This window comes from Priestia sp. 3CA3 (assembly GCF_056836725.1).
The window spans coordinates 1-24,598 of sequence record NZ_JBXENJ010000006.1; the positions used below are offsets into that span (position 1 = coordinate 1).

The window sequence follows — 24,598 nt, forward strand, 5'->3', positions numbered from 1 at the left end:
TTGTCGAGCGTAGCTTTATTAATAAATCTTATCATATATAAGCAGATTTTTTTCATTCAGCTTTCCCACTTTTAAATGTTAGTACGTTAATTTCAGGTGAGTCAAAAAGCCGAAAATTCAAAAATGGGATGGGACCGTTGCTTCCTAATCCTGCACTAATATATTGCTTAATATGTTTGTATTCCCACAGTCCTTTAACTCGATCTTGAGGAGGAAACAGGCCACTCTTTTCATACCATGCTTCCGGGACAAAAAGTGCGCCGAAAAATGGAATACGAAATTGCCCTCCGTGATAATGCCCAGCCATAATTAAATCGTAATACCTAAAGGTAACGCTGGGATCTGCAAGAAGAGCATCGATGTGAGAATCAACTACTGGAAAGTGATTCAACCCAATAATAAGATTTGTGGTTTCCTTTTTCGGATAATCTTTGTTTTTCAACAAATTATTTCTGTTTTTTTCTAATTTATTCTCTGTCTTCAACGACCAGTCAAAGTTAACAAACTGAGCATAGGCATTTCCTCGCTCTACTGTATACGTGGAATCAAGAAGCTTAACGCCCTTTTTTTCCATATGCTTAACAAATTCACTTTTCTCAAGATGATTTGAAGAAGTACGATAGCTTTTAGGATCTGTATTTCCCGGTACAAATAAAGCATGTCGTTTATTTTCAATACCTTCTATTAACGTGTAAAACGGCACGGCGTTTGTGCTATTATTTTTCATCATGTCACCAGTAAAAACAATAGCATCATAATGAATTGAATTAATAGCATTTATTAGTCTTTCTTGATTTTCCCCAAATTCTTTTTCATGCAAATCTGTAATTTGAACAATAGAAAATCCTTCAAGCTCTTTAGGTAGGTGCTCAATTACAATGTCTTGCTTAGCTATAGTAATTCGTTGATTATCCCAAACTGTATATCCAACTACTACAGCTATTAAAAAGAAAGAGGCTGCTATCACTTTTCCTTTCATCTTTCTCACTAGCATCCCCTCCTATGTATGAAGATTAAAAAGTGGTACAGACTTCTTTATAAGTTAAACTCTCTATAAATTCGAATCCTAAGACCCTAGAACTTTCACCACACTATTACATCTCTGCTTATATAACATAAGTAAACTATAAAAATACGAACGTTGTTTTGACGTCTCTTTTAACTGAGAAGTTACTTCAAACCTATTCGGTAATAACCAGCTGCGCATTTCACTTAAACTATGCCAAACAGAATCATAGCTAAAAAATTGATAATCCATAAAGGCAAAATATTTTTTAATTCCTTTCTTTTCTTGTTCCAATGTTGAATACATACAACCCTTAAATTGATTTTCTATAGAACTTAATTTCTTTATTTCGTTCAATATGCTGTACTGACTGTACACGATGGACAATGTTCGAACCATCCTCTTATATGTTTGATGGCGTTTTGCATCCTTAAAGAGAGTTTCATAGCTTATCCTATCTTTTACAACATCAATTATTTGAATAATATCTAAAAAGTGCTTAGGCGAATCTAAATTGTGCCTCCAACCGTGAAGACATATCATATAAAACGTGTGATAGTCGGATAAAGTCTTTACAAACTGAAAGCCTTCTAACCTTACTGCTTCACCCCAAAACTCTTGGATATTGAAATTAGCAGTTTTTTCTTTCAATATATCCCAATGAATTTCAACTGTTAGCGGGATAGCCGATCCAGGAATTTCTCTACTAAAACTAATGTGAAAGTGAGAAGGAATAAATTCTTCTTCAATTTCAAAATTCATGGATTTTACTGCTTCTTTTGCTTTATTGATGTCTTTTCTCTTAACTAAGATATCGATATCTGAAGTCCCTCTGGCACCTATGTGACCAAAATATTTTTCAGCAAAGTAGACTCCTTTAAGAGGTATCACTTCTATCTGTTCTTCTTCAAATTTCTGAATAATACGATCCGTTTGATTTTTAATAAATAAATTTTGATATAGTGTTTCTTGATATTTTTGCTTGAGTCTTGTTTGAAAGAATAAAGGAGTATTGCCTAGCTTTCCTTTTTCTTTCAATAAGGAGTAGACTTGTGGGGAAATGAAATACAATTCAATCTCTTTTATTGCTTCATAATAAAATTCATCATTACTTGGTAGATTAGCGTTAGAATCGTAAAGGTATGTTATGAGTTTATCGAGCAAAGTACTTCTTCCCTCCTATTATTTAGCTTTCAGCATGATTGGATTCTGTTCACTGATTTCTTGTGCGTTATTTAATCTGCGGTACATTCCACTTTGTCTCATTAACTCTTCATGGGTGCCCTTTTGAACAACTTCTCCTTGATCCATTACCACAATGAGATCTGCATGTTGAATAGTAGACAATCGATGGGCAATCATGATAGTTGTACGATTGACCATTAAACGGTCCAATGCTTCTTTTACCAAATGTTCTGTTTCACTGTCTAGTGCTGAAGTTGCTTCGTCTAATAGAAGAATAGGCGCATCTTTTAAAATGGCTCTTGCGATGGCTAATCGCTGTCTTTGACCTCCTGACAGCTTAGCTCCTCGTTCCCCGACTTCTGTTTCATAGCCGTTAGGCAGTGTCATAATATGATCATGAATATTTGCATGAACAGCAGCGTTAATCATTTCTTCTTCCGTAGCCAAAGGTCTTGCTATCATTAGATTATCTTTTATTGTACCGCTAAAAAGAAATGTCTCTTGAGGAACGTATGCAATTGAACTTCTTAGTTCTGAAATGGTTAACTCATCAATTGAACGTCCATCGATCGAAATGGTGCCAAAGTGAGGTTCATAAAAATGTTGAATCAAATTAAAAAGCGTTGATTTTCCGGCACCGCTTGGACCAACTAGCGCTACTGCTTTACCAGCAGGAATGTATAAGTTGAAATCCTTAAACACAGTCGCGCTTTCATCATAGCTAAATGTAAGATTTCTAACGTGTATATCCTTTTGAACAAGCATTGCGGAAGTATAGTGAGGCAGCGCCTTCGCTTGAGTTGGATAATTAAGTAGTTTAGTAATTCTTTCTAACGCTGACACAGACCGCTGATAACCAGCCCACTGTCCAGCTAGTCCTGTCAAGGGAGAAATCAACTGGTTCACAAGGTTAATAAATGTTAATAATGCACCAATCGTAATAATATTGTCTGTTACAAAAAATGCACCTATAATTAAGCTAATAAGAAACGCAATGGCTCCAATTGCTTCGCTTCCAGCGTAAAACCAGCCTCTTAACTTTGCCTCTCTCATTTCCAATGAATAAAGCTGTTCATTCTTTTGTGCATACTCTTTATAAAACAGCTTTTCCAATGTAAAAGATCGAATTACAGTAAATCCGTGAAACGTATCATTCAGTTTTTTAATAATATTGCTAATTAATTCATTCATGATACGGCTATTATTTCGAAGTAAAATCCCAAATATAGCTCCACCAGCAATCGCAATAGGAGCTACGAGCACAATTGATAACGATAATTTCCAATTAATTTGAACTAAATAAATAAAGGAAGCTATAGAAATAATTGGAAATCTAACTAAATTAATTAAACCTCGTCCAATTACACCTTCAACATTATGTATATCGTTAGTGAAATGAGACAACAATTCACCAGAATGTAAATTTGAAACGTCTCGTTCTCGTAAAAGTAAAATATGTTTATATAAATCCAAATTCAAGTCTCGCTTGACGGCATTGACCGCAATTGTTTCAAGATATGTATCAATAAAATTAGCTGTAATACTTGTTACTGACAACCCTACACCAATAGCTACTAGCCACTTAAGCCGTTCAAAATTACCATGAACAGCAGCATCGGTAATGTTTCCGATAAACCATGCAGATACTAAAGTAAGGGTAATTTCAACAAACAACAAAATAAACAGTCCAATATAAGCACCTTTATGCTTCATTACGTATGGCCAGAGCCACTGAACCATGCTTTTTGTCTCTTTGATAGAAATATATTCGCGGATGTCGAATTGCTTTATCTTTTTAAAACTAATCATAACGACATCCTCCTTTCAATCTGCTTTTTTCCATTCTTGATAGTTTATATACCTTCGTAACAGCACTGACAGGAGAGGAAAAGCAAGAATGAGCTTTCCCCATAAAACAGCAGCTACATTTTTTTCTTGAATCGCCACTGATTTTTTTTGAATAACAACAAGTTTTCCGATAATCTTTTCTCGGGTAACCAGATCATCCACCCCGTAGTTCGTATCACCTTTAAAAATATAATATTCTTCTTCTTGAACGTAGGAACAGTTTAAAAGTCGATGAGCAATGAGTTTATTAGCTGGACTTTCAAATAAAACAATGTCTCCTCTTTTTAGCGGAGAATGCTTTATTGAAGTAAACCGGCAAATATCTCCTTGTTTAATAAGAGGATACATACTCGTTCCTTCAGCAGGAAGTTCAAGCAATCCATTCCGATCAATCAAAGCTTTTAATAGATGCCCCTGCTTATTATTAGCTTGCATACTTTTCAACAAGGCCGCAATCAATTAACTTATTTAAAAAATGCTGTATATCTCCTTCAACCATTTCAGCTTCAGTATTGTAATAAGCTGCAACAGCTTTAATAATTTCCGCAAGCGTTTTTTTGTTTTCTATTACCTTCCAACAGTAGCCTCCTACTTCGTTTAAAGTAGTCACTGTATAGGCATGCGAATTTAAAATCACCCACTCTGAGTCTACTTCCATTACTTCATAACCGCCTTTTTGAATATAACTTGTCACGATGACATCAACTCCCAAAATGTATTGTTTTTTTGAAAATGAAGCTCATACACAGGCACTTGTTTAACTAACAATTGTAACAGGCTCATGATTGTTTTCGTTTCTTCAGGTTTATAAGACCAGTAAAACACTTTATCTATCAGCTTCATCAACGCTTCTATTCTCCTTACCTCTATCCGTTGATTAGATAGTGACTGATGCAGTAGCTGAATACTTTCTAAAAGTGTTTTTTTTTCACTTCCCTTGGCTTTTAACTCACTTCTAAACGGTGAGTTAAAAACTGTTACACTCTTTTCTGTAATTTTTAAAATTGTAGCTTCATCAGAAAGAAGTTCCCTTGGCATTGATAACTTTGCTGCAGTCGACTTTCCGGCTCCTGAGTGCCCTGTAAAAATATGCGCCTTGCCGCTGTTAATAACACACGATGAATGGAGAAGAATCCCCCAGTTATGATGAACAATGAACGAACTGTATAAGTTCATAAGAGCATGTTTTAAAGCCAATTCATCGTGGATAGCTAAGTTAGCCAGTTTATACTCTGAATCTACTTCAATTAAATAGTCTGCTCTTTTAAAAGTAATTGTATTGAGTTTTTCTTCTATAGCGACTTCATAATCTTGAAACGAAACACCATAGCCATTTGTGATTGTAACCGTCATATCCGGCTGGTTTCCCGCTATACTAACACATAAAAAATATTGTTTGATTATTTTCCATACGTCATCAAATTCTGTTTTAATATCAATATAGTGATCCCCTATTTTTGTATGCAGCGTCTTCATTATTCGTCTCCTCAATCAATTTCTCTTAAAACAGCAGTCAATGGAACACCATTGACTTTCTGCTTTATATATTGCTGTATGAAGTAAATAAAATAGCTAAAACAATATTTTATTTATTTTTCCCTTTTCCTTTTCCTGGAGCACCTGCACCACCTGGAGTAGGATTTGGATTCGTAGACGGCCAGTTGGAACCATTGTTTCCTTTTCCAGGATGATCTAAGTTTCCTTTTCCAGGATTCCAGCTTTGAGCGGTTTCAAAACGGATTGGCTGATGATTTAACACTTCTGGAGCGCTATAGATCTTCTTTTGCATATGATCACCTCCTTTCAATTAGTTCTTTATTAAGAACGATTAATTTGAAAAATTTAACTCACTGCTGTTTAGTAAAGGTCTAATGAGCAGCTTCCATTTGTTTTCCTAGTAATTGACTAAATGTATTACTCTTTTCTTCGGCAAGTTGAGTAAAGCCACCTTGTTGAATAATTTCACCTTGCTCCAGCACGATAACCTGATCAGCATTGCGGATTGTAGACAGACGATGAGCAATAACAATAATCGTCATTTTCCCTTTTAATCGTTCCAATGCTTCTTGAATTTTCGCTTCATTTTCCGTGTCAAGCGCGCTCGTTGCTTCGTCCAAGACGAGAATAGATGGATTGCGTAAAATAGCGCGGGCGAGCACAAGCCGCTGCCTTTCTCCTCCTGAAAGCTTAATTCCTCGGTCTCCGATTAATGAATCAAGTCCTTGCGGAAGCCTTCTTACAAATTCTGCAGCCGATGAAAACTCAAGCGCTTTCCACATTTGCTTTTCGCTTGCGCTAGGTTCCACCAACAATAAATTTTCTCTTATACTCGCATTAAACAAAAAAGGATCTTGTGGAACATAGCTGATAGCTCGCCTTAACGATAATAAATTATCTTTTGATAACGGAATTCCATCGATTAAAACCTGACCTTTTTCAGGCTGATTAAGCCCCATCAACAAATCTATCAGCGTGCTTTTCCCAGCACCGGACCGACCTACAAAAGCAGTCATTTGGTTAGAAGGAATGCTTAAATTAATATGCTGCAAAGCGTAAGACGCACCTTGGTTATAGCGAAAATAAACATTTCTGCACTGAATGTCTTTTTTAAATTGAACTGGTTCGACACTTTGATTAGCTTCTTTTTCAAATTCTCTTGCATTTTTGCATTCATCTTGCAAGGCTTTCACAGCTTTAAATGCTGGTAGAGTTGTCGCAATCTGTTCCATAGAGGCTTGAATACCGGCAACCTTTGGCCATAATCTTGAAAAAATTAGAATAATAAGCATTAACTGACTTGCCTCAGCATGAAACAACTTCACTGCAGCATATATAAAGGCCGCAACTAATACAGCAGATGAGATTTTATAATAAGATTGTGACGTTGTTTTTAATTTAGTATATTCAACCTGCTCATTTTTCATTTCTTCTGTAATCGATCGGTACCAGCTCATTCTCGATTCTTCTAAAGTATTACTTTTAATATCTTTAATTCCGTTAATTTGATCTGTTATCCCTGCGAGGTAGCTTTTTCCCAGCTCAAAGTTTCTATTGCCCAATGCCAGCGATCGTTTGAGAAATTTACGGTTCAAAAAGATAATCACTACACCGCAAAGTAATACAAAAAGGGTTATTTTAGGTGAAAGCCAAAATGCCAGCCCAATTTGTATGCACGTAAATATAAGAGAAGCTATAAACTGTAAAAACGAGGTTGTGCCCGCACCAGCACGAGTAACCTCTGCTGTTAATAAATTTATTAAATCAGATTTTCTTTTCTTGATAAAAAAATTCCAATCTGCATGAAGTAGAACTCTGTAGGTTTCTAAACGCATATATCTTAGAAAACTAAGCTGAATAACGGTATTTTGAACAGTTACCTGCCTTTGTAATATATTTTGAACAGTAACTATTAACACATAACTACCCAAAATTAGAAGCAAGCTTATAGCATCAGGAAGATCTCGAAAAAATGAAAATGCCCTTAAAATTGATGATTCTCCTGTCCCAAAGTTCACGATACCACTTAGACTAACCATTGGAATTAATAGTAAAATTCCAACACCTTCAAGTAAACTCATAAATACCGTTGCTAAGAGGTTAATATAGAGCCTTTTGCCAGCAAACGAATGAATTTGCTTCAAGAAGTATACAAGCTGCTTCATTATGTTCTCCCCTTACGTAACTCATCTTTTCTAGTCTTCCTCCAAGCCCATAAAACAGGACGCAAAGGAAAATATAGAAAATGAAGTTTTTCTGGTAATGGCAATGTCTCTGCATCTTCAGGATAAGGATATAAAAAGCTCACAATAAAGGCTAATTTTTGTGGAGTAGACATTAATGAGAATAAATGACGGCTGTGATATTTAGCCACATTTTCAGGAACAGGTTCGTTATGTAAATTTATCATGTTTTCGAGATAAAACATTGCTTCTTGAGCTAACTCTCTTGGACGTTTATTTGCAACCAAAGAATGCATTTCTTCGGCTATTTTTGTATGAAATAACTGGGATGCTAGAATGATACTCTGTCCTCCTATAGGAAGATAATGATAACAATTCAGTAAGCCATAAACCTTTTGCCAGTCCACCTCTTGATTCATCATTTGATGAATGTCAAACAGCCACCGAAGACGAGACCATCCATGACGGGCTCCATGTGAGATAAGAAACATAAATAAGTCTTCTTTTCCAAGTAAATAGAGGGGATAACTAATCAGTTCACTTTTACTTTTCCTTTCCCATAATTCATTAAAGCTAGGCTCTTTTCCTGGACCTGGATTTAATCTCCAATGGATTTCAATTTTAATCAGTTTTCTAGGATGAATATACGTAACATGATGATGCCTCCATTTCCAGTCGTTTAAGACCGTTTGAATATAATCATCTTTTTCGTATCCTATGCTTGTGAGAATTTCATCTGCTTGTTCGAGTTTTTCAATAGGAATTAAGACATCTAAATCACCAGAGGTTCGAAGAGAGATATCACCATATAATTCATGAGCGAGTACCGGACCTTTTAAGCATAGAAGCTGTATTTGAGCTTCTGTAAATAATTTAGCCACTCTCTCCATTTCAGCACTTAAATGAAGCATGTGAAATGTGTTTCTTTTATATGCTTGACGTAAACTTTGAATAACGTAAGTAGGAATAATATGTTCATCCGTTGTTTTTAACTTTGAGTAGAGTATTGGATAAATACGATGGTGTTCCGCTTGATTAACAAAAAGATCCCAATCAATTCCTCTGCATACTTCCAATTTGTTAGTTAGCGTATCACCGGTAGCACTACTTTTTAGCAATTCAATGATTAAATTTAATTCATTAGGGATGCCAGATACATTCAGACAGAATTGATTATCCATTGAGTTCTCCTTCAATCGTTTAGTATCAGAGCTTTTTAGCAAACTTACTCACTACGGTGAACCTTTCCATTACTTCTGCTCCCGTAATATAAAAAGGGCCGCTTCGAAGCCACGCATGCGCTACTAACTCTCCATTTTCTTCTCTAGCAGTACCTAAATAAAGAGTACTTTCAATCTGGCGTTTCTCTAGCATTTTCATTGCAGCAATGGCTTTTACAAGACACTGACTTTCCCAAAATGTATAGCGACTCATAATATGAATAGCTTGCGCTACACTGGCTAATACCTCTTTATTTGATGAACTAAGAGTAAAAGATGTCTCTTCCATATGATTACCTAAAGTAGGCGCCACTTTTGAAAAAGGAACACTCTTTAAATAACGAGACCACCCTAAATAAAGGTAAGACTCCAATAACAAACTTTTTGTCTTCCAATCAAATAATAAGAAAGCTTTTAGTTTTTTTATAAGTGCCATATGACTATTCCTTTCAAAATAATAAAAACTACGATGCCTTTTCGCCTTCAACTTTTACTAGATCTTCATCAATTAGCAAGGTTAAAAACGAAATGACTTGCTCCTTGCACGTATCTAGTTCTACATCGTACTCAGCAACTAGTTCGTCTACTAAGTTTTGAATGGAAACGGGCTCTTTTATCTTCTCCCATATTTCACCTCCGAGCTCCCCGAGGTTATAGTACTTACCGTTGTGAATACTTAACATCACTTTTTCTCCATCCATATCACTTACAATGTTTCCTTCCCCTTGGCTAACAAATTGACTTATTGAAATACTTTTAATCATCTAATACCTCTCCTTTGTTTAATGTAGCTAAAATTAAATCTGGTAAATCATGAGCCGTAAAACGAGACGTAGGTCGACGAAGCTGATAAAGCTCAATTTTGTTAATAATTTTTGCTAAAGTACTAAAATGCCATTCCATCAAGCCTGCCTTTTGCACAAAAAAATTGCGGTAAGTATGAGTATACAGAGTATAAAACCGTTCTAGTTTTTGAATACAGTGTAGTTCTATTTCGTCCCCATCTGTTTTAACTAGTTCAAATACACCTGCAAGAGGCAGCGGTTGATTTGCAAATTGAGATTGAACAGGAATAACAAACTTTGTTTCTCTGTCAATAATAGGCCGGTAATTACTTGATTCCATCTTAAATTCATTTAAACTTTCCATCCATAATTTTTGCTGTGGATAAGCAGGTATGACTACAGGCATGTTCTCGTCAGTAACAGTTACCGCTATAACGTCGTCACTCAGAAGTTGATAGCCTCTTTTTAAAAAAGCTGAAGCAAGAGTTGATTTCCCAGCACCAGATTCTCCTACTATTGCATACACTTTGTTATCTATAGCAATCGCACTGCCATGCAAAGGGAGAATATTTCTTTGTAACAGCACAGTCCCCATACAAGTACCAAGAATATAGAGACGCAGTTCATCTTCATGAGCACCTTCCATTGGGGAGAAAAGAATTTCATTTCCGTTTTCGACCAAAAAGAAAGCTGTTTCGGGAATATGAAACATAACTGAATTTTCTTGAATAACAAAATCATCATCTGGAACAGATCTTTCAGACCATAATCCGAAAAGATCGGCCTCTTTAATCACAACATCTACTTCACCTTCATCTACGCCCGCTTGCAGCAGTTCTGGCAGAGAAAGCTCACTTGAAACGGTTAATCCAAACGCCTTGTAAGCAGTCCTATTTACAGTGTCTATCATTTAACACGTCCCCATTCCTCATGTACTTCTCCTTATATCCACTTAGCTATAAGAGCTAAATTCAGTGAGGAGGCAGTCACCTGTTTTAAAACCGATATAATCAAATAAGTTCTATATATAGAACAATTAAATCAAAAAAATAATTCTATATCAACGTATATTAATATTATTAAGAAAAACTCTATACTAGATAAATAGTTCTTAATTAAGAACAACTACTTAATATATAGCATTTTCCAATTGTCTTGTCAATAGAACAAAGAACTGTTTTATTTGTGAAATAATTTACTTTAAAAAAGAATAAGTGACTTTTTTAAATAGTTAAAAGCCCCTATATGTTTTTTTAAATATAAGGGCTTTTAACTTTTGAATCTTACAAACCTGCACTGCAAAATTTCATATGTACGAAATCCACGCAGATTTGGATGAATAGCTCTGTCCGATCATTTAGCTAAAAGTTAATTTACCTTTAGGTGTGTTTTGAGGAAAAGCAGCATCAGTATAATCTCCATCTTTTCCAAGCATTGTCATTTTCACATCAAGTACTTCTAATACGGGTGTTTGCCATTCTTTTTTCATGTTATCACCTCCTTTCAAGTAAATTTTTTAATATATCGATATATAATTAAACTGCGCATTAAAACCTTATAATCGGGATCAGTGGCATGTTCTGGCTGCGCTCCCTGTTTGACTTTTAACAGAGCCTTCTTAATTACTTGACCGTCTAAAAACCTTAAAACTCTTTCATCTGCACTAAGCTGCTCCACTTCATCCACAAATGCATCCCAATGGGGAATCATTCGATGAACCCAATCAGCTCCTTGAACTCCCCGAATACGTTGGTTTAACCTAACTTCATCAGGAAGGAAGTTCTCTGTTGCTCTTCGAATAAGAGAGCGATCTACTCCATTTTGAACGTATTGTTCTTCAGGAACCGATAAACAAAAACGCACTACACGCAAATCATTGGTTGGATCGCGCTTCCATACGGCATAGCGTAAAGACAGTTTGGCGGCAAGTGTATTACCCGCATTCCAATGGAAAACATCTTCAAAATGCCTTTTTCTTTCTTCAAATATATTTGCATCAGGAAACCATCCTGTTTGGTCTATGCCGTACCCTTTAAGTTTATTAAAAACACCTGTGCTCTCTGCAAATTCCTGATTAAGAAGTTTAGGAAGCTGATACGATATACCTTCTGGAAAAATTTTATCAATTATAGGAAAACCCACTCTAGCAACAACTGGGAGCATACGTAATCTAGCCCCGCCTGTGTTTTGACTATATTGATTCAATTCGTAGAACAGCTGAAGCCATTTTAACTTCTTTAAAAGAATTGCGTAATAATCTAGAGCAAACCCCCAAGATATCGAAAAATTACCTCTATCGCCACTTAATAATACTCCTACTCCTTCATGATGAGCTTTCTCAAACATCCCCTTCAACCAAAAAGAATTTTCAAAAAACTTATACGGCATCTCCATTGTTTCCAGTAAACTATCAATTTCTAAGTAAGAATTTCTATCAGCAAAATCTAAATAGTGATCTTGGATACCTCCTACATATTGTACAGTTGATTGGATAAAAGGTCTTTCATCAGGCAGCAATTGTTTAGGCGTAAAATCTACAAAGTCCTTTGGCGGAATATAACTAAATGTATGTAATTTTTTGTTATTCTCTTGGGTACCTTTTGCGGCAAAGCTAACCACTGCCCCTGAATCCAAACCTCCACTTAGCTGTGCTCCGACATTCAAGTGTGTACGCAACCTTGAAGTTACTGCCTTTTGAAACACCTCTTGAAATGCTTCTACATACTCTTCGTTTGACTTTAGGTTTAGTTTCTTTTCTGAAATCAAATGACAATACCTTGTAAGGTTTAGTTTCTTTTTAGTTATCGAGATACAGTGAGATGGAGGTACTTGTTGTATCTTTTTATAGGGTGTCATAGAAGCATCTGCCGCATCAATCATTCCAGCTATGGCCAAATATTCAGCTAGCCACTGTTCATTCAGCTGTTTTTCAATATAAGGTAAGGTAAGAAGTGGCTCTATTGTCGTACAAAAGGCAAGTTGCTGCTGCGTATGATAGTAATAGAGAGTTCGAGCCCCAGAGAAATCTCTTGCTCCAAATAGCTTACATTTTTTCTCATCCCAAATCATAAAAGCAAAATCACCTATTAAATACTTAGGTGTTTCTTCTCCCCATTTTTGATAAGCAAGTAAAATTAATTGGCTATCTGGCAGCATTTTTCTTCGCGATCGTTCAACTTGCAGCTGGTCAAATAGTTCATCCCGATTATCAATAATAGCATCTGCCGTAATGGCTAGCTGTCTTTCATAGTCGTAATAAGGCAGCTGCTCTCCAACTGATTCTGGTGTGATCCACTGCGCATGACATCCAAAAAAGATATTTTCCTTATGCCATACCTTAATATCGTTAGCAGGGTATTTTTGTAAGGACCCCATAATTCCTCCTACATGCTCTATAGGTACAGGTTCATTATTAGAATGATAGATGCCAGCGATTGCGCTCATTGTTTTTCTCTCCGATTCAAAAGATTTACGTTTATATTATTTAACACTAATCATAAATCTATTATTCTTTAAAACCACTCAATAAATTCTTAATAAAGAACAAAAAGATTTTATGAAGTGATAGAGCGAATTTTGACTAAATAAATTTCAAGTTTGTTAAAAAATAAGCTTTCATTCTAAATCACTACTTTTAAATTACATAGGATGGATAAATAATTACATCGTTCTTTATAAAGAACGATACTATATTTTTATTAATAATGCAATACTAAATTCCAATTTATAAATTTGTAATTTACCCCATAAAATTAAGTGCAAGATAATGTGCCACCCTGGCTTTATAGCAACCTACCCACTTATTTTACTTTCAGCAGTTTTGTCAGACTGTATGCCAACCATTAGAGTCTTTTTATCAATTATTTTTATAATTGGATAGTAAATAGCATTAATAACAAATGAGGATAAAAGACATAATAACACAAGCCATAGAAAGATTAGAATTGGATACCTAGGTGTGAAAGTTAGCTTTGGGAAAATTGACATATAGAAAAACATGTGAGTTAGCCACAAATTTGTTGAATGATTACCTAAAAAGTCAGTAATTTCTGCACGAAAACACTTTTATTCATCAGGTTGAAAAGACATATAAATGTAATTGCCGTAAAAGGAGCAATGATCATAGATTCATAAAAGGCATGCGTGACTACTAACATCAGTATACCGAGGAGACACAATATATTTTTAAATTTTATATTATGAAATTTATTATAAAGCTTAGAATAGATTCCTTCTTTTGCAAAAATAATTCCTACAACAAAAGCAAGTTGCGAGGTGCCAACTAACACTACAGCATTTACTAACATAACAACTACAGTATTATCGCCCAAATCAAGTACATGTTTTATACGTTCTACATAGCTAACTAAATAAATGATCCCTGAAATTACTAACATGATGATAGAATTATATTTCTTAATTAACTTGATTAGTAAAGGTGCTAAAAAGACAAGAATAACATAGGTTTGCAAGTACCACCATGCACCGTTATAAGAGTTAGACAACAAAAAGAAGTTAAGCAAACACTGGTCAAAACCACCTGAAAAGGCTTCAGGCTTTCCTGCTACAAAGGCAGTACTCATAAACATCAACAATATGATCCAAAAATTTATCAGTAGTTTTAGAATACGGAGAAAATTTTTCTTTACTGGTGGTGTAGCATTCTTTCCTAAACTAAAAAAAAGGCCATAACCGCTCGCAAACAAATAAATTGGAACACATGCGTCTCCAAATAACCCCAAGTAATAAACAAGTGGTACTTCATTTATAACTGGAAAAGTTTCATATAAACCATTAATTTCTTTTCTAGCAAACAGATGAAGGGATAGCATAAATAAAATAGCTACCCCTTGAAGAATTTTCATATCCTTTTTTGAAAACTCCATGGTTTCCTCCTTATAGAACTAAATTAATCTAATCTGTTGAAAACAAGAATCCCTGTACCTACTTATTAGTAACCTCTAACAATGTATTTTTTCACTCATATAAGGATTATTTTAAAAAAATCATAAACTAAGAACTTCAACAAAACTATCTTAATTAATAACTTTTTGATGATATATTTTATTATTACGTGAACTTTAACAAAAAGGTATTATATTCTAAAGAACATAATGCTTCTGCACAGCTTCGGGTAATAAAATAGATTATATTAAATGACTTTTCTATGACCTCTTTTTACTTTTCCTATTATACCTCCAAATAAATTACCTACAATTTTATTTATATACTGAAATTCCTGACTTCTATAAAATATCGTTAAGTATAACACATTCGGTATAAATATACATAAAATTCCTTTTGCCACTAAAGATAATAAGGTATCTCCAACTACAAGGAAGTTGCATGTACTTACTGTAATAAAACACGTGAAAATTGTTAATACCATATATAAAAGATATTTAATAAAATATGACCAAACTGAAACCTGAAATACATGTTTATAAACTAAACGAGGCACGTTCCAAAAGACTATACTAAGAGTGCTTATCGTGGTTCCAAGAAAAATTCCAGCCAACCCTATGTATTGAACCAAGATTAATGATACACCTAAATTAATAATTGCTTCTACTAGGGGAACGTACTGATCTTGAACAAAAATTCCAGCTTTTGTTTTAAAAGTTAAAATAGATCCTCTCATTCCTGTAATATAAAAATTAAACAATATCACTATAAATGTAAGAGAGTCTAATAAATATCCCTGACCAAGCCACCAATTAATGAAGGGCTCTAATAATACATACAAAAATATCACGCAAACAGAATATACCCAAAAGTTAATTAAATAAACAGTTTTAAAGATCGAGTAACTTTTAACCTTACTTTCTTTAGCAATCAAATTGCCTATACTAGATCCAATTCCATCCAAAACAGGGGATAAAAATGAACCTAATTGTCCGATTATCATTGTATAATTAGAATAAAATCCAACTGTTACGACACTTATAAAAGATGCTATCAAGATATTATCTGTCCCAAATACACAAAATGTGCCAATGTTATGAAAAAATAATGCCTTTACGTTTTTAATTAAACTCGTTTTTTCTTCTTCACTAATATTATATTTCTCTTTTGTTTTAATATAAGGATATCTTCTTTCCACAATCCATCCATTATAGATTGTTTGTATTAAAAATACCAAAAGCTCTATAATTAAATACAGAATAAAATTTGTAGTATAAATTAAGATTATTATTTTGGATAGAGTAGTAAACACTTGAAAACCAATATTTACCCTAGTTAAAATATATTGTTTTTGGTCAGCATTTATTAAAGATATCTTATAAGCGTTTAAGTAAGAAATCATGTTCTTGCACACAAATAGAAAATACGCTATTGTGAGAATATTATGTGATATACCACCATTATTTTCCAATATTTTGTTTAAAAAAGGGTATAGTAAAATACTAAGAATAAAAATTAATAGTGCTAAAATCCTATATGCTTTTTTATATAATTGTATGAAAGCAATGATTTTAGGTTTATCATTATCAGCTAATGGTTTGTAAAGGTGATATATGATGCTAGCTCCTATCCCACCTTCTATTAAAGCAATCATAGACAAGACATTAGTCAGTAAACCGTTAATCCCAAGATATTCAACACCTAAACTATCTAGAAAAACCTTTCTAGAAATAAATCCCAGTACCGTAATAACAAGAGCACTTAATATTCCGATAGACATATTTTTTATGGAATTTGTTGTTCTCATATTTTCACCTCGTTAATAAGATTTGAAAATTTTTCTTAAATCTTATTAGGTAGAAAAGTAATTTTTCATTTTTAGTAAAACATACATATTTTAAAAATTTATAATAAACGGTAGAGCTCTTGTATTCTAATATGTCTTCAATAAAGTCTTTATCATTGAGAATATTTGATATTATTTTGTATTTATTACGAGTTGATAGGTCCGCAAATACGACTTGCTGCATAAACCCTAATGTAACAGCAGTATAATGGTTCCTTACAGTATCTATATGTTTTTCTAAATTATATTTTTTGCAAAGTTCTATCATAAATTTTTTATTATCGACTGCGTATTCATATAAATTTTCTCTAAATATCTGTGTTAATGAATCTCTTTTTCTTACATAATAGTTATATAAAGGTTGCTCAATAAATACTATGTTTTCTATAAACGTTAGTAATACAAAATTTAGCCTTACATCTTCACTATGATGTTTTTGTTCATCAAACCTTATCTTTAGCTTGTCAAAAAGAGATTTCCTATATAGTTTGTTCACACTTGATACTAAACTATATGTTTCACCGCATATAATAGCTGGTATAATTTCATTCTGTATTACTTCTTTATTCACTATAACATTTATATCCTTCCAGACAGAAGAAACATAGGTATTTCCACTAATTAAATGAATAGTTTTAATTGGACAAACGACAATATCTGTTCTATAAGTTAAAGCAGCTTTTATAAGTATTTCATACATATTGGATTCAATTGTATCATCCGGATCAATAAATGCTAAATACTCTCCTTTTGCAACGTTAATGCCTGTATTACGAGCAGAAGATACCCCCTCATTTTTTTTATGAATTACTTTAATTCGTTTATCTTTTGCTGCATAATAATCGCAAATTTCGCCACATTTATCTGGTGAACCATCATTAATAAGTATTAGTTCGAAATCTTCAAATGTTTGTTCTAGTATTGAATTTATACAATCATGTAAATATTGCTCAACATTATATATTGGCATAATTATACTAATTAACGGCATAGATCAATCCTCCTTAATAAGCAAAAATTAGTGAATACTTTTTGTTTACAACTTTAATTCATGTCTTAAGAAAATGTATAAAAATTAGATTTAATATCACTGCTTTTTTAACTCCCTATTATTACTCTTTAATTAACATTTATATTTTTTGAAAAAACTTCTAATTTCTTAACCAAACCAATTATTAATATAAATTTAGAAAACATTAAATAATTTTTTCATTTCAATAGCAGAATTGAAATTTTCATTAGATAGGTTACTTGAAAACTTGTTTCTCAATTCCTTACTGTTTATTAATTTTTCAACTGCTTTGTAAATTTCATTTTCATCAATACCTACAATTAGTCCATTCTCTTCATTTACTATTTGTTCTCTTGCCCCATTAACGTCTGTTGTTACAATAGGTTTCTTTAAACATCTGGCCTCCATAATTGTTATGCAGTATCCTTCATACCTAGATGGTTGTACATATATATCACATTGATTAATATAGGGATACGGATTCGGATCTGCTCCTAAAAAAATAAAATGTTCATGGAGGTTGTACCTTTCAACTAGCTTTTCATATTTTCCTTTTGAATTCCCTTCACCTATACAGTACCATTTAACTTTATAACCATGCTTAATTAACTTTGATAGTGCCTGAATAGCTAGATCTTGTCCTTTTTCTATTGTTAACCTTCCAACAGTTAAGATTCTTAACCCATCAAAACTGTCCTTAAATCCTTTTCCTTCTTTTGATTGATTATGAATTATGTTTGGAGATACTATGTTTAAAAAAACTTCCGATTTCTCTTTTAATTGAGGAACCATTTTAACAAATTTACTCCTTGCTTCTTCTGACACCACAAATATCTTATCGAATTTATTATATATTTTAGATGCAAATTGTTTATTAAATCCGATTTTTGTTATATCAAAATGAACCCATTGAATTTTCTTTTTAGCTCTTATATTATTTACAATAAAATAACTTATAAAGTCCATTGGACCCGCATAAGCTACTGCCATATCATATTCACCTTTTAATACAGGATATTTTTTTAGTACATGCTGAAAGAAAATACTTCTATCTTTTGTAATTTTGGATAGTAGATGCACTATTGATAATTTAAATGCCTCGAGTACTTTACCTTTTTTAAACAAATTTAATGAGGTAATATGTGGAGGATTGTTAAGTACATCTTTTATTTTTTTGTACTCATTTAAATATTCAACATTAACTTCCCTAGGAATAGAGTTCAAAAATCCCCCATACTCTTCTAACATTAAAATAGTAATATCATACTTATCTTTTGGAATTTCCGATATCATATTTAACAACGCTTTTTCAGTTCCACCTACATTCATATTAATAATCATAAAGACAATTTTCTTTTTCATACTATCCCTCGATAAACATCTTTCATGTTAATAAACTCCCCCAATTTTTTAAACTGGTTAGCAGCACCTAAAGATATAGAGTCTAAATTTGTTTTATTATGAAACGATTTATTAATAATATTTTCATCATACTGTAAATGAAGGTTCTTCATATCTACAAGAATTTCATCGAGATTAATATCTTTAAGCATGTTTGTGGTTTTTGGACTATAAATGATAGGCATAATACCCACCTCAAGTAGTAACCCAATGATGTTTGCATGAAATCTTGCTGAAACAAACAATTTAAAAGAAGCTATTAATTTAATAGCTTCTTTTAAATTTCCTTTATAATCATACATTGATATTTTTTTGATTATATTGGGAGAAAGCTTTGACATTATTGTCTTGATTAAGTCTAAATCTCCTTCTTGTTCACAAAAAGACATTAGACAGCACTCATAGCCTTTACCTGCTAATAATTCTATTGATCTTACTGTACTATTTATATATTCATTGTAATAATTTAACAGTCCTTCCTTATGTCTAACGTCTATGATTGAAAATCCGACTTTATTTTCACTTGATACGGTTTTGTATTCATTTACATCCATTTGAAAAACTATATCTGGTGAATATCTAACTTGCGGCAGATTCTTAAATAGCCTATATGAATACAAGTCCCTAAAACAAACATCATCACATAATTTAAAGAACTGTTTATAATCGTTAATAAATTCTTCTGTCTCAAATGGTCCAAAGTTTGCACCCAATATAAAGATTGGTTTATCTCTTTTTTTAAACTCTCTAACCATTTTCATTCTACCTTGATACAACGAATGATGATAATCTTCTTCTCTAAAAATAGAACCCCCTATAAAAACCATTGCATCATGTTCTTCCGCTACCTTGTCATAGTTAGTGATAGTGTCTGCTATTTTAAGACGCTGTGCAATTTTGTTAAATGCTGTGTACTTTCTTCTATTAACATTGTTATATTGAGAGATAAATTTGTCATAATTTTTACTTATATGATTAACTGTAAACTTACAGCTAGGATATTTCTTTGCAAGAACGTCTAAAAATAAATCATCTCCTAGGTTGAATGCTAAATAAATATCTACAAAAATCTTCTTCACTAGATTATCACCTCACATTAATTTTCTACTAATTTATAAAATTTTTCTAACTGGTCTACCGAACTATAAGGTTCTATAGAGTTTAGCTCTTTAATAACCTTTTTTTTAAAGGAAATGTCATCTAGATATTTTTTTATTCCGTTATATATACTATCTATATTATGATCTACTATTAAGCCGTCTACTTCATTATTGATTATTTCTTTTGCTGTAGGAAAGCTGGTACATACAATAGGTCTTTGTAATATCTTAGCTTCACTTACAGTGAGGCCAAATCCTTCTTTTATAGACGTTTGTACATATATATCACAGTTTTTCATATAGGGATATGGGTTTATCTTCTTTCCAAGCATTATAAAATAATCATTTAAATCATATCTATCTATTAACTCTTGTAATTTTTTTCTTTCTGGACCATCTCCAACTCCGAACCATCTAAATTTATAACCTGACTCTTTTAACAATTTAGATACTTTAATAGCTCTGTCATAAGCTTTCTGTCCAGCTAGCCTACCTACTGTAACTATATTAGTTACGGAATTATCAAATTCGTTAACTTCGAATTCATCGGCCATCTTACGAATCATCTTTGGATTTACTATATCCAAAATCATATTAACTTTATGTGAATACTCATCTCTCATTTTGGATACTGATTTTTTGGTATACTCTGAAACTGTGACTATTTTGTCTATATTTTTATAAGACTCGTAGTCTAAATCCTTGTCATATAGTGTAGTTATATAGTCGATGTTAATCCATGCTAATTTTTTAGACGCTTTAACTTTATTTGCAACAAAATATGTAGGCATCCCTTGGCTATATGCTATAGCCACATCGTACTCTTTTTCAATGTAATCAAGTATTCTTTTTATACTATTAAAAACAACTTGTTCACTGTGTAAAGTATTTTTCTTATAATTATTAAGTCTTAAATTTAAAGAAGTTTTCAACCTATAATTTAGGTATTTAATATTTCTATTGATGAAAAAGTTTCTTTCATTTAAAAATAAGAAATATTTTGGTAGTGGTAAAACATTTACATATTCAGGAATATATCTTTCAAAGTCTCCTCCTTTCTTAAACATCATTAAATCTATTTCGTATTTTGTAGAATCGATCATATTCAACAAAGATACTAAGCTTTTTTCTGCCCCACCAATGGTTAGTGAATCAATAACAAATAATAGTTTTTTTCTCATGGATACACCTATTTTCTCCTTGTTAATATTTTTTTAAACGATCTTAATACATTTAAATATATTCCGTAAACAATGCTCATTTTTACAAATTTAATTTTCATAAAAAATATATAAGGCTTGTAAAGATAATTGTCAGTTGAAAAATTACCTTGATAGGCCTTAATATAAGGTATCTCTAAAATTTCTCCTACCTTGTAACTAGCATTTTTCATTCCTAGTTCCCTTATATTTCTACTTTGCTCCTCTATTAATGTTATCATCACTTCTTGAATTCTTTTTCCAATCAATTCACTCGTTTTTTGTCGATCTTTATTAACAGAAATAACTATCTTCTCTATGGCTTTCCAAACATGAATAAAGTTTTGTACGTAATCAATTGAAATATTAGAGCTAATACTGTTTTGATTAAGTCTATTATAATGGTATAAATAGTCATTGATTGCACTAAATGATTTACATTGGGAAACGTACTGTAGAACAAAAACTAGATCCTCACACATAAAAATTCGTTTATCCATTTTTAAACTGTGCTTAAGAATAATTTCCTTTTTAAATATTTTGCTCCAGAGAACTCCTCCTGTTCCTTGACAAACCATATCTGTAACAGACTGTAGTGACATACTATTTCCAATATTAAAATCTGTATAATCCACTATTCCGTATCCAGAAATATCCTTATATCCACAGCATACCAAGTCAGATTTTGAATTTACCATTTCATTTATTAAAAGTTCAACATACTTTTGATCAACTGTATCATCAGAGTCTATAAAAATTAAATATTCACTCGTTGAATTTAAAATGCCCTTATTTCGAGCTTCGGAAGGTCCCCTATTAGCTTGATAGTAATACATAATTCGATTATCTTTTTCTTTATAATTATTAATTATCTTTTCAGTATTATCAGTTGAACCATCATTTATTATTATTACCTCAATATTTCGATAAGTTTGATTTAGTACGCTTTCTAAACACTTACTAATATACTTTTCACAATTGTAAACCGGTATAACAATACTTACTTTTGGAGTCATTCTTGCCTCCCTTGTACTCTTTTATGTTTTATTCATTTTTGAGTACGTTGATTTCTAATTAATCACCTTATATAATTTTTCCAATTCATTACAATTACTGTAATCTGTGCTCTTACAATTATTAGTCAACTCGTTTCGTTGCTGTGGGTTCTTGAATAGCTTTTCTATTCCAATGGCTATACCTTCAATGGACATTTCACATATATATCCATCAATTCCGTTTTGAACTTGACTTTGTGCAGTAGTATAGTTAGTTACCAGGACCGGTTTAGAAAGAATTTGAGCTTCGCCTACTGTAACAGCTTTTCCCTCATATCTAGACGGCTGGACATAAAGGTCCGCCTCCTTTATAAATGGATACGGATTTGTTTGTTTACCCAGCAGAATAAAGCTATCTTCTAAATCATGCTTAGATATTAATTCTTTGATTATAGCTTCGTCTCCACCATATCCAACTACATACCAAGAAATATTATTGTACCCTCTATCTCTTAATAGCTTTAACGCTTTAACGGCATTATCAATTCCTTTTGCATGCGATAATCTTGCTACTGTTACAATTTTAAACCGATTATCCTTAATCATTGGATTTTCCAGTTCCTCATTTGCCATTTTTTCAGCAAAATCAGGAGAGGTAATATTTTCTATAACCAAAACTTTATTTTCTAATTCACTATATTTTTTTAAAAATGAGTTCTTGCATGCTTCTGAAACTGCGATTATATAATCGAATTGGTGCCACATTTTCAAATCCATCTTTTTATCGGGTTCAATTGTGGAGTAGTCTGTATGAATCCAAGCAATTTTTTTCTTGGCTTTTACTTTTTCAGCGATAAAGTAATGAGGCCATAGATAACTAATTGCTATATCATACTCTTTTTCCATTTTAGGAAGAAAGGGTAATGCATATTGCCACATGAGTTGCATTTGATAATAACCTGGTTCTGTAATTCCTTTCATTTTTCCTTTGAGATCAGCATTTATCTTAGAAAAAATTCTTGATATTCCAATGGAATAATGTCTATCTTTTATCGTTTCCCCTATAGATTTTCTGAATGTTGTATATTGAGGAACTTCCTCCAATAAGCTAATTTTATCTGACAGTAACCCCAAGAAATCACCTTGATGTTTATACAGCATCAGATCGACTGCATAATTTGTGTAATCAAAATTTTCAAGCATACTGATTAGACTTCTTTCGACTCCTCCAACTTCCATATCAAAAGAGGCTATTAATATGTTATTCATCTTAACCCCCTATGTTCTAGAAACTACCTTTCTGATTCTTGCTATATTATCTCCACCTATTATTTTAGCAGTTAAAGCTTTGAGGTTACTTTTAAACCTAACCTTGGGTGGCAACCAACTTTTATAAAAGTGGTGCATAGCATATGTGTCTTTCGTAATTAATTTCCTGCAATTTATATAGTCGTAAGGAGAAAAATATGTTTGAGGATAAAAAGTTCCTAGGTCATGGATTTCTTGATATTCTCCGTTCTTTTTAAGTCCAATATTCTCTAAAATATTGGTTACGATTGCTACATTCGTTAATTGATCAATTTTCCCATCCTTTTTCAGAAAGCTTTTTTCTTGATATGAATCCAAAAATACCTTTATTATTTCATTTTTTTTAGCTGCTCCAATTGTACTAGTAGCTATAAAATTCTCTTGTTCAAACCCCCAAAATGAGTCATGATATAATAGATTATTGAAAGACTTGAAAACTTCAACATCAGTATCTAAGTAAATGCCGCCAAGATTATATAAAGCATGTATCCTTGCGTAATCACTAACAAAAGCAAATTTTTTAGAGTCATACGCCTCTTTTACATAAGAATTACAATTTATATCAAAGTTCTTTTCATTCCACTCTATTATTTCGTAGTCTGATAAATGTTTCCCCCAGGTATCTATACATCTTTTTACTATGTCTGGCTTTTCTTTTCCTCCAAACCAGCAATAATGAATAATTTTTGGTATTTTAATATTCTTGCTCACCTTCTATGCCTCTTTTCAAAAGATATTAATTGCACTATTTTCTATCTTTTATTCTCTACCTTCTCATTCTGCCATTTTATAAATTCAATAATAGCTTTATACTCTGGGAGCTGTTCTTTTCGAATCCCTGATTTTTTTAATTCATTTACAAAATGAAGCCATTCATTCTCTAAAAAATGTGAAGGTTCATGTTTGATTTCAATAAGTGTATGTAAATCTACATTTAAAACAGCCGCAATTCTTTCGACTACTTGTATAGAAGGGTTATCATTTAGATTACGCTCGATATTACTTAAATAGGACTTGGACATATTGGCTCTTTCGGCCAGTTCAGATAATGTCAGTCCCTTTTTTTTGCGGATTTCATGGATTTTTTCTCCAATCATTCATCAATACC

Annotated in this window: 24 protein-coding genes; all 24 read right to left on the bottom strand. The window is 32.5% G+C overall.

Features of this window, described 5'->3' with window-relative positions; translation table 11 throughout:
* Positions 1–52: 52 nt before the first annotated feature.
* A complete protein-coding gene (locus tag AC1VNJ_RS16410; protein WP_482641163.1) occupies positions 53–979 on the bottom strand; it encodes a metallophosphoesterase in 927 nt (308 codons plus the stop codon).
* 87 nt (positions 980–1,066) lie between these two features.
* Positions 1,067–2,170 (bottom strand): nucleotidyltransferase domain-containing protein, encoded by a 1,104-nt coding sequence (locus AC1VNJ_RS16415; protein ID WP_482641055.1) that lies wholly within the window; start codon positions 2,168–2,170, stop codon positions 1,067–1,069.
* An 18-nt stretch (positions 2,171–2,188) separates the two neighbouring features.
* Positions 2,189–4,000, bottom strand: a complete 1,812-nt coding sequence (locus AC1VNJ_RS16420; RefSeq protein WP_482641056.1) for an ABC transporter ATP-binding protein — start codon at positions 3,998–4,000, stop codon at positions 2,189–2,191.
* 15 nt (positions 4,001–4,015) lie between these two features.
* A complete protein-coding gene (locus AC1VNJ_RS16425; RefSeq protein ID WP_482641057.1) occupies positions 4,016–4,435 on the bottom strand; it encodes a signal peptidase I in 420 nt (139 codons plus the stop codon).
* A gap of 28 nt (positions 4,436–4,463) precedes the next feature.
* Positions 4,464–4,733: a PqqD family protein gene (locus AC1VNJ_RS16430; RefSeq protein ID WP_115653802.1), complete on the bottom strand. Its 270-nt coding sequence runs from the start codon at positions 4,731–4,733 to the stop codon at positions 4,464–4,466.
* Positions 4,730–5,515: a hypothetical protein gene (locus AC1VNJ_RS16435; protein ID WP_482641058.1), complete on the bottom strand. Its 786-nt coding sequence runs from the start codon at positions 5,513–5,515 to the stop codon at positions 4,730–4,732. Before AC1VNJ_RS16435 ends, AC1VNJ_RS16430 begins: the two co-directional genes overlap by 4 nt.
* Positions 5,516–5,624: 109 nt before the next feature.
* Positions 5,625–5,828, bottom strand: a complete 204-nt coding sequence (locus tag AC1VNJ_RS16440) for a hypothetical protein (RefSeq protein ID WP_221840487.1) — start codon at positions 5,826–5,828, stop codon at positions 5,625–5,627.
* Positions 5,829–5,907: 79 nt separating this feature from the next.
* Entirely contained in the window at positions 5,908–7,701 is a 1,794-nt protein-coding gene (locus AC1VNJ_RS16445; RefSeq protein ID WP_482641059.1) for an ABC transporter ATP-binding protein, read from the bottom strand.
* Positions 7,701–8,900, bottom strand: a complete 1,200-nt coding sequence (locus AC1VNJ_RS16450) for a nucleotidyltransferase domain-containing protein (RefSeq protein ID WP_482641060.1) — start codon at positions 8,898–8,900, stop codon at positions 7,701–7,703. The genes AC1VNJ_RS16445 and AC1VNJ_RS16450 overlap by 1 nt, the downstream gene beginning before the upstream one ends.
* A 25-nt stretch (positions 8,901–8,925) precedes the next feature.
* A complete protein-coding gene (locus AC1VNJ_RS16455) occupies positions 8,926–9,375 on the bottom strand; it encodes a lasso peptide biosynthesis B2 protein (RefSeq protein ID WP_098626847.1) in 450 nt (149 codons plus the stop codon).
* Positions 9,376–9,403: 28 nt separating this feature from the next.
* Positions 9,404–9,703 carry a lasso peptide biosynthesis PqqD family chaperone gene (locus AC1VNJ_RS16460; protein WP_482641061.1) on the bottom strand — a complete coding sequence of 100 codons (300 nt, stop codon included), beginning with the start codon at positions 9,701–9,703 and terminating at the stop codon, positions 9,404–9,406.
* Positions 9,696–10,634, bottom strand: coding sequence for an aldolase (locus AC1VNJ_RS16465; RefSeq protein ID WP_482641062.1), 939 nt, complete (start codon positions 10,632–10,634; stop codon positions 9,696–9,698). The genes AC1VNJ_RS16460 and AC1VNJ_RS16465 overlap by 8 nt, the downstream gene beginning before the upstream one ends.
* A gap of 447 nt (positions 10,635–11,081) precedes the next feature.
* On the bottom strand, positions 11,082–11,213 hold the full coding sequence (locus AC1VNJ_RS16470; protein ID WP_115653796.1) for a paeninodin family lasso peptide: 132 nt from the start codon (positions 11,211–11,213) through the stop codon (positions 11,082–11,084).
* 14 nt (positions 11,214–11,227) lie between these two features.
* Complete coding sequence (locus AC1VNJ_RS16475) at positions 11,228–13,168, bottom strand: lasso peptide isopeptide bond-forming cyclase (RefSeq protein WP_482641063.1); 1,941 nt, start codon at positions 13,166–13,168, stop codon at positions 11,228–11,230.
* Between the two features lie 587 nt (positions 13,169–13,755).
* Positions 13,756–14,610: an acyltransferase family protein gene (locus AC1VNJ_RS16480; RefSeq protein WP_482641064.1), complete on the bottom strand. Its 855-nt coding sequence runs from the start codon at positions 14,608–14,610 to the stop codon at positions 13,756–13,758.
* Between the two features lie 266 nt (positions 14,611–14,876).
* A complete protein-coding gene (locus AC1VNJ_RS16485) occupies positions 14,877–16,436 on the bottom strand; it encodes a lipopolysaccharide biosynthesis protein (protein WP_482641065.1) in 1,560 nt (519 codons plus the stop codon).
* 4 nt (positions 16,437–16,440) lie between these two features.
* Positions 16,441–17,466: a glycosyltransferase gene (locus tag AC1VNJ_RS16490; protein ID WP_430247736.1), complete on the bottom strand. Its 1,026-nt coding sequence runs from the start codon at positions 17,464–17,466 to the stop codon at positions 16,441–16,443.
* 195 nt (positions 17,467–17,661) lie between these two features.
* Positions 17,662–18,849 (bottom strand): glycosyltransferase, encoded by a 1,188-nt coding sequence (locus AC1VNJ_RS16495; protein WP_482641066.1) that lies wholly within the window; start codon positions 18,847–18,849, stop codon positions 17,662–17,664.
* A complete protein-coding gene (locus AC1VNJ_RS16500) occupies positions 18,846–19,967 on the bottom strand; it encodes a polysaccharide pyruvyl transferase family protein (protein WP_482641067.1) in 1,122 nt (373 codons plus the stop codon). The genes AC1VNJ_RS16495 and AC1VNJ_RS16500 overlap by 4 nt, the downstream gene beginning before the upstream one ends.
* Before the next feature lie 17 nt (positions 19,968–19,984).
* Positions 19,985–21,169, bottom strand: coding sequence for a glycosyltransferase (locus AC1VNJ_RS16505; protein ID WP_430247740.1), 1,185 nt, complete (start codon positions 21,167–21,169; stop codon positions 19,985–19,987).
* An 8-nt stretch (positions 21,170–21,177) separates the two neighbouring features.
* Positions 21,178–22,203, bottom strand: a complete 1,026-nt coding sequence (locus tag AC1VNJ_RS16510; protein WP_430247741.1) for a glycosyltransferase family 2 protein — start codon at positions 22,201–22,203, stop codon at positions 21,178–21,180.
* A gap of 54 nt (positions 22,204–22,257) precedes the next feature.
* The gene (locus AC1VNJ_RS16515) at positions 22,258–23,451 is read right to left on the bottom strand and encodes a glycosyltransferase (RefSeq protein ID WP_099330926.1); all 1,194 of its coding nucleotides are present in this window, start codon (positions 23,449–23,451) and stop codon (positions 22,258–22,260) included.
* A 9-nt stretch (positions 23,452–23,460) separates the two neighbouring features.
* Positions 23,461–24,201 carry a glycosyltransferase family 32 protein gene (locus tag AC1VNJ_RS16520; protein ID WP_099330925.1) on the bottom strand — a complete coding sequence of 247 codons (741 nt, stop codon included), beginning with the start codon at positions 24,199–24,201 and terminating at the stop codon, positions 23,461–23,463.
* A gap of 41 nt (positions 24,202–24,242) precedes the next feature.
* Positions 24,243–24,587 carry a helix-turn-helix domain-containing protein gene (locus tag AC1VNJ_RS16525; protein ID WP_482641068.1) on the bottom strand — a complete coding sequence of 115 codons (345 nt, stop codon included), beginning with the start codon at positions 24,585–24,587 and terminating at the stop codon, positions 24,243–24,245.
* Between the last annotated feature and the right edge of the window lie 11 nt (positions 24,588–24,598).

Coding starts and splice junctions, on each gene's coding strand:
- AC1VNJ_RS16410 (WP_482641163.1), bottom strand. CDS start 979: ATGAAAGGAAAAGTGATAGCAGCCTCTTTCTTTTTAATAGCTGTAGTA.
- AC1VNJ_RS16420 (WP_482641056.1), bottom strand. CDS start 4,000: ATGATTAGTTTTAAAAAGATAAAGCAATTCGACATCCGCGAATATATT.
- AC1VNJ_RS16435 (WP_482641058.1), bottom strand. CDS start 5,515: ATGAAGACGCTGCATACAAAAATAGGGGATCACTATATTGATATTAAA.
- AC1VNJ_RS16440 (WP_221840487.1), bottom strand. CDS start 5,828: ATGCAAAAGAAGATCTATAGCGCTCCAGAAGTGTTAAATCATCAGCCA.
- AC1VNJ_RS16445 (WP_482641059.1), bottom strand. CDS start 7,701: ATGAAGCAGCTTGTATACTTCTTGAAGCAAATTCATTCGTTTGCTGGC.
- AC1VNJ_RS16450 (WP_482641060.1), bottom strand. CDS start 8,900: ATGGATAATCAATTCTGTCTGAATGTATCTGGCATCCCTAATGAATTA.
- AC1VNJ_RS16455 (WP_098626847.1), bottom strand. CDS start 9,375: ATGGCACTTATAAAAAAACTAAAAGCTTTCTTATTATTTGATTGGAAG.
- AC1VNJ_RS16460 (WP_482641061.1), bottom strand. CDS start 9,703: ATGATTAAAAGTATTTCAATAAGTCAATTTGTTAGCCAAGGGGAAGGA.
- AC1VNJ_RS16465 (WP_482641062.1), bottom strand. CDS start 10,634: ATGATAGACACTGTAAATAGGACTGCTTACAAGGCGTTTGGATTAACC.
- AC1VNJ_RS16470 (WP_115653796.1), bottom strand. CDS start 11,213: ATGAAAAAAGAATGGCAAACACCCGTATTAGAAGTACTTGATGTGAAA.
- AC1VNJ_RS16475 (WP_482641063.1), bottom strand. CDS start 13,168: ATGAGCGCAATCGCTGGCATCTATCATTCTAATAATGAACCTGTACCT.
- AC1VNJ_RS16480 (WP_482641064.1), bottom strand. CDS start 14,610: ATGGAGTTTTCAAAAAAGGATATGAAAATTCTTCAAGGGGTAGCTATT.
- AC1VNJ_RS16485 (WP_482641065.1), bottom strand. CDS start 16,436: ATGAGAACAACAAATTCCATAAAAAATATGTCTATCGGAATATTAAGT.
- AC1VNJ_RS16490 (WP_430247736.1), bottom strand. CDS start 17,466: ATGCCGTTAATTAGTATAATTATGCCAATATATAATGTTGAGCAATAT.
- AC1VNJ_RS16495 (WP_482641066.1), bottom strand. CDS start 18,849: ATGAAAAAGAAAATTGTCTTTATGATTATTAATATGAATGTAGGTGGA.
- AC1VNJ_RS16505 (WP_430247740.1), bottom strand. CDS start 21,169: ATGAGAAAAAAACTATTATTTGTTATTGATTCACTAACCATTGGTGGG.
- AC1VNJ_RS16510 (WP_430247741.1), bottom strand. CDS start 22,203: ATGACTCCAAAAGTAAGTATTGTTATACCGGTTTACAATTGTGAAAAG.
- AC1VNJ_RS16515 (WP_099330926.1), bottom strand. CDS start 23,451: ATGAATAACATATTAATAGCCTCTTTTGATATGGAAGTTGGAGGAGTC.
- AC1VNJ_RS16525 (WP_482641068.1), bottom strand. CDS start 24,587: ATGATTGGAGAAAAAATCCATGAAATCCGCAAAAAAAAGGGACTGACA.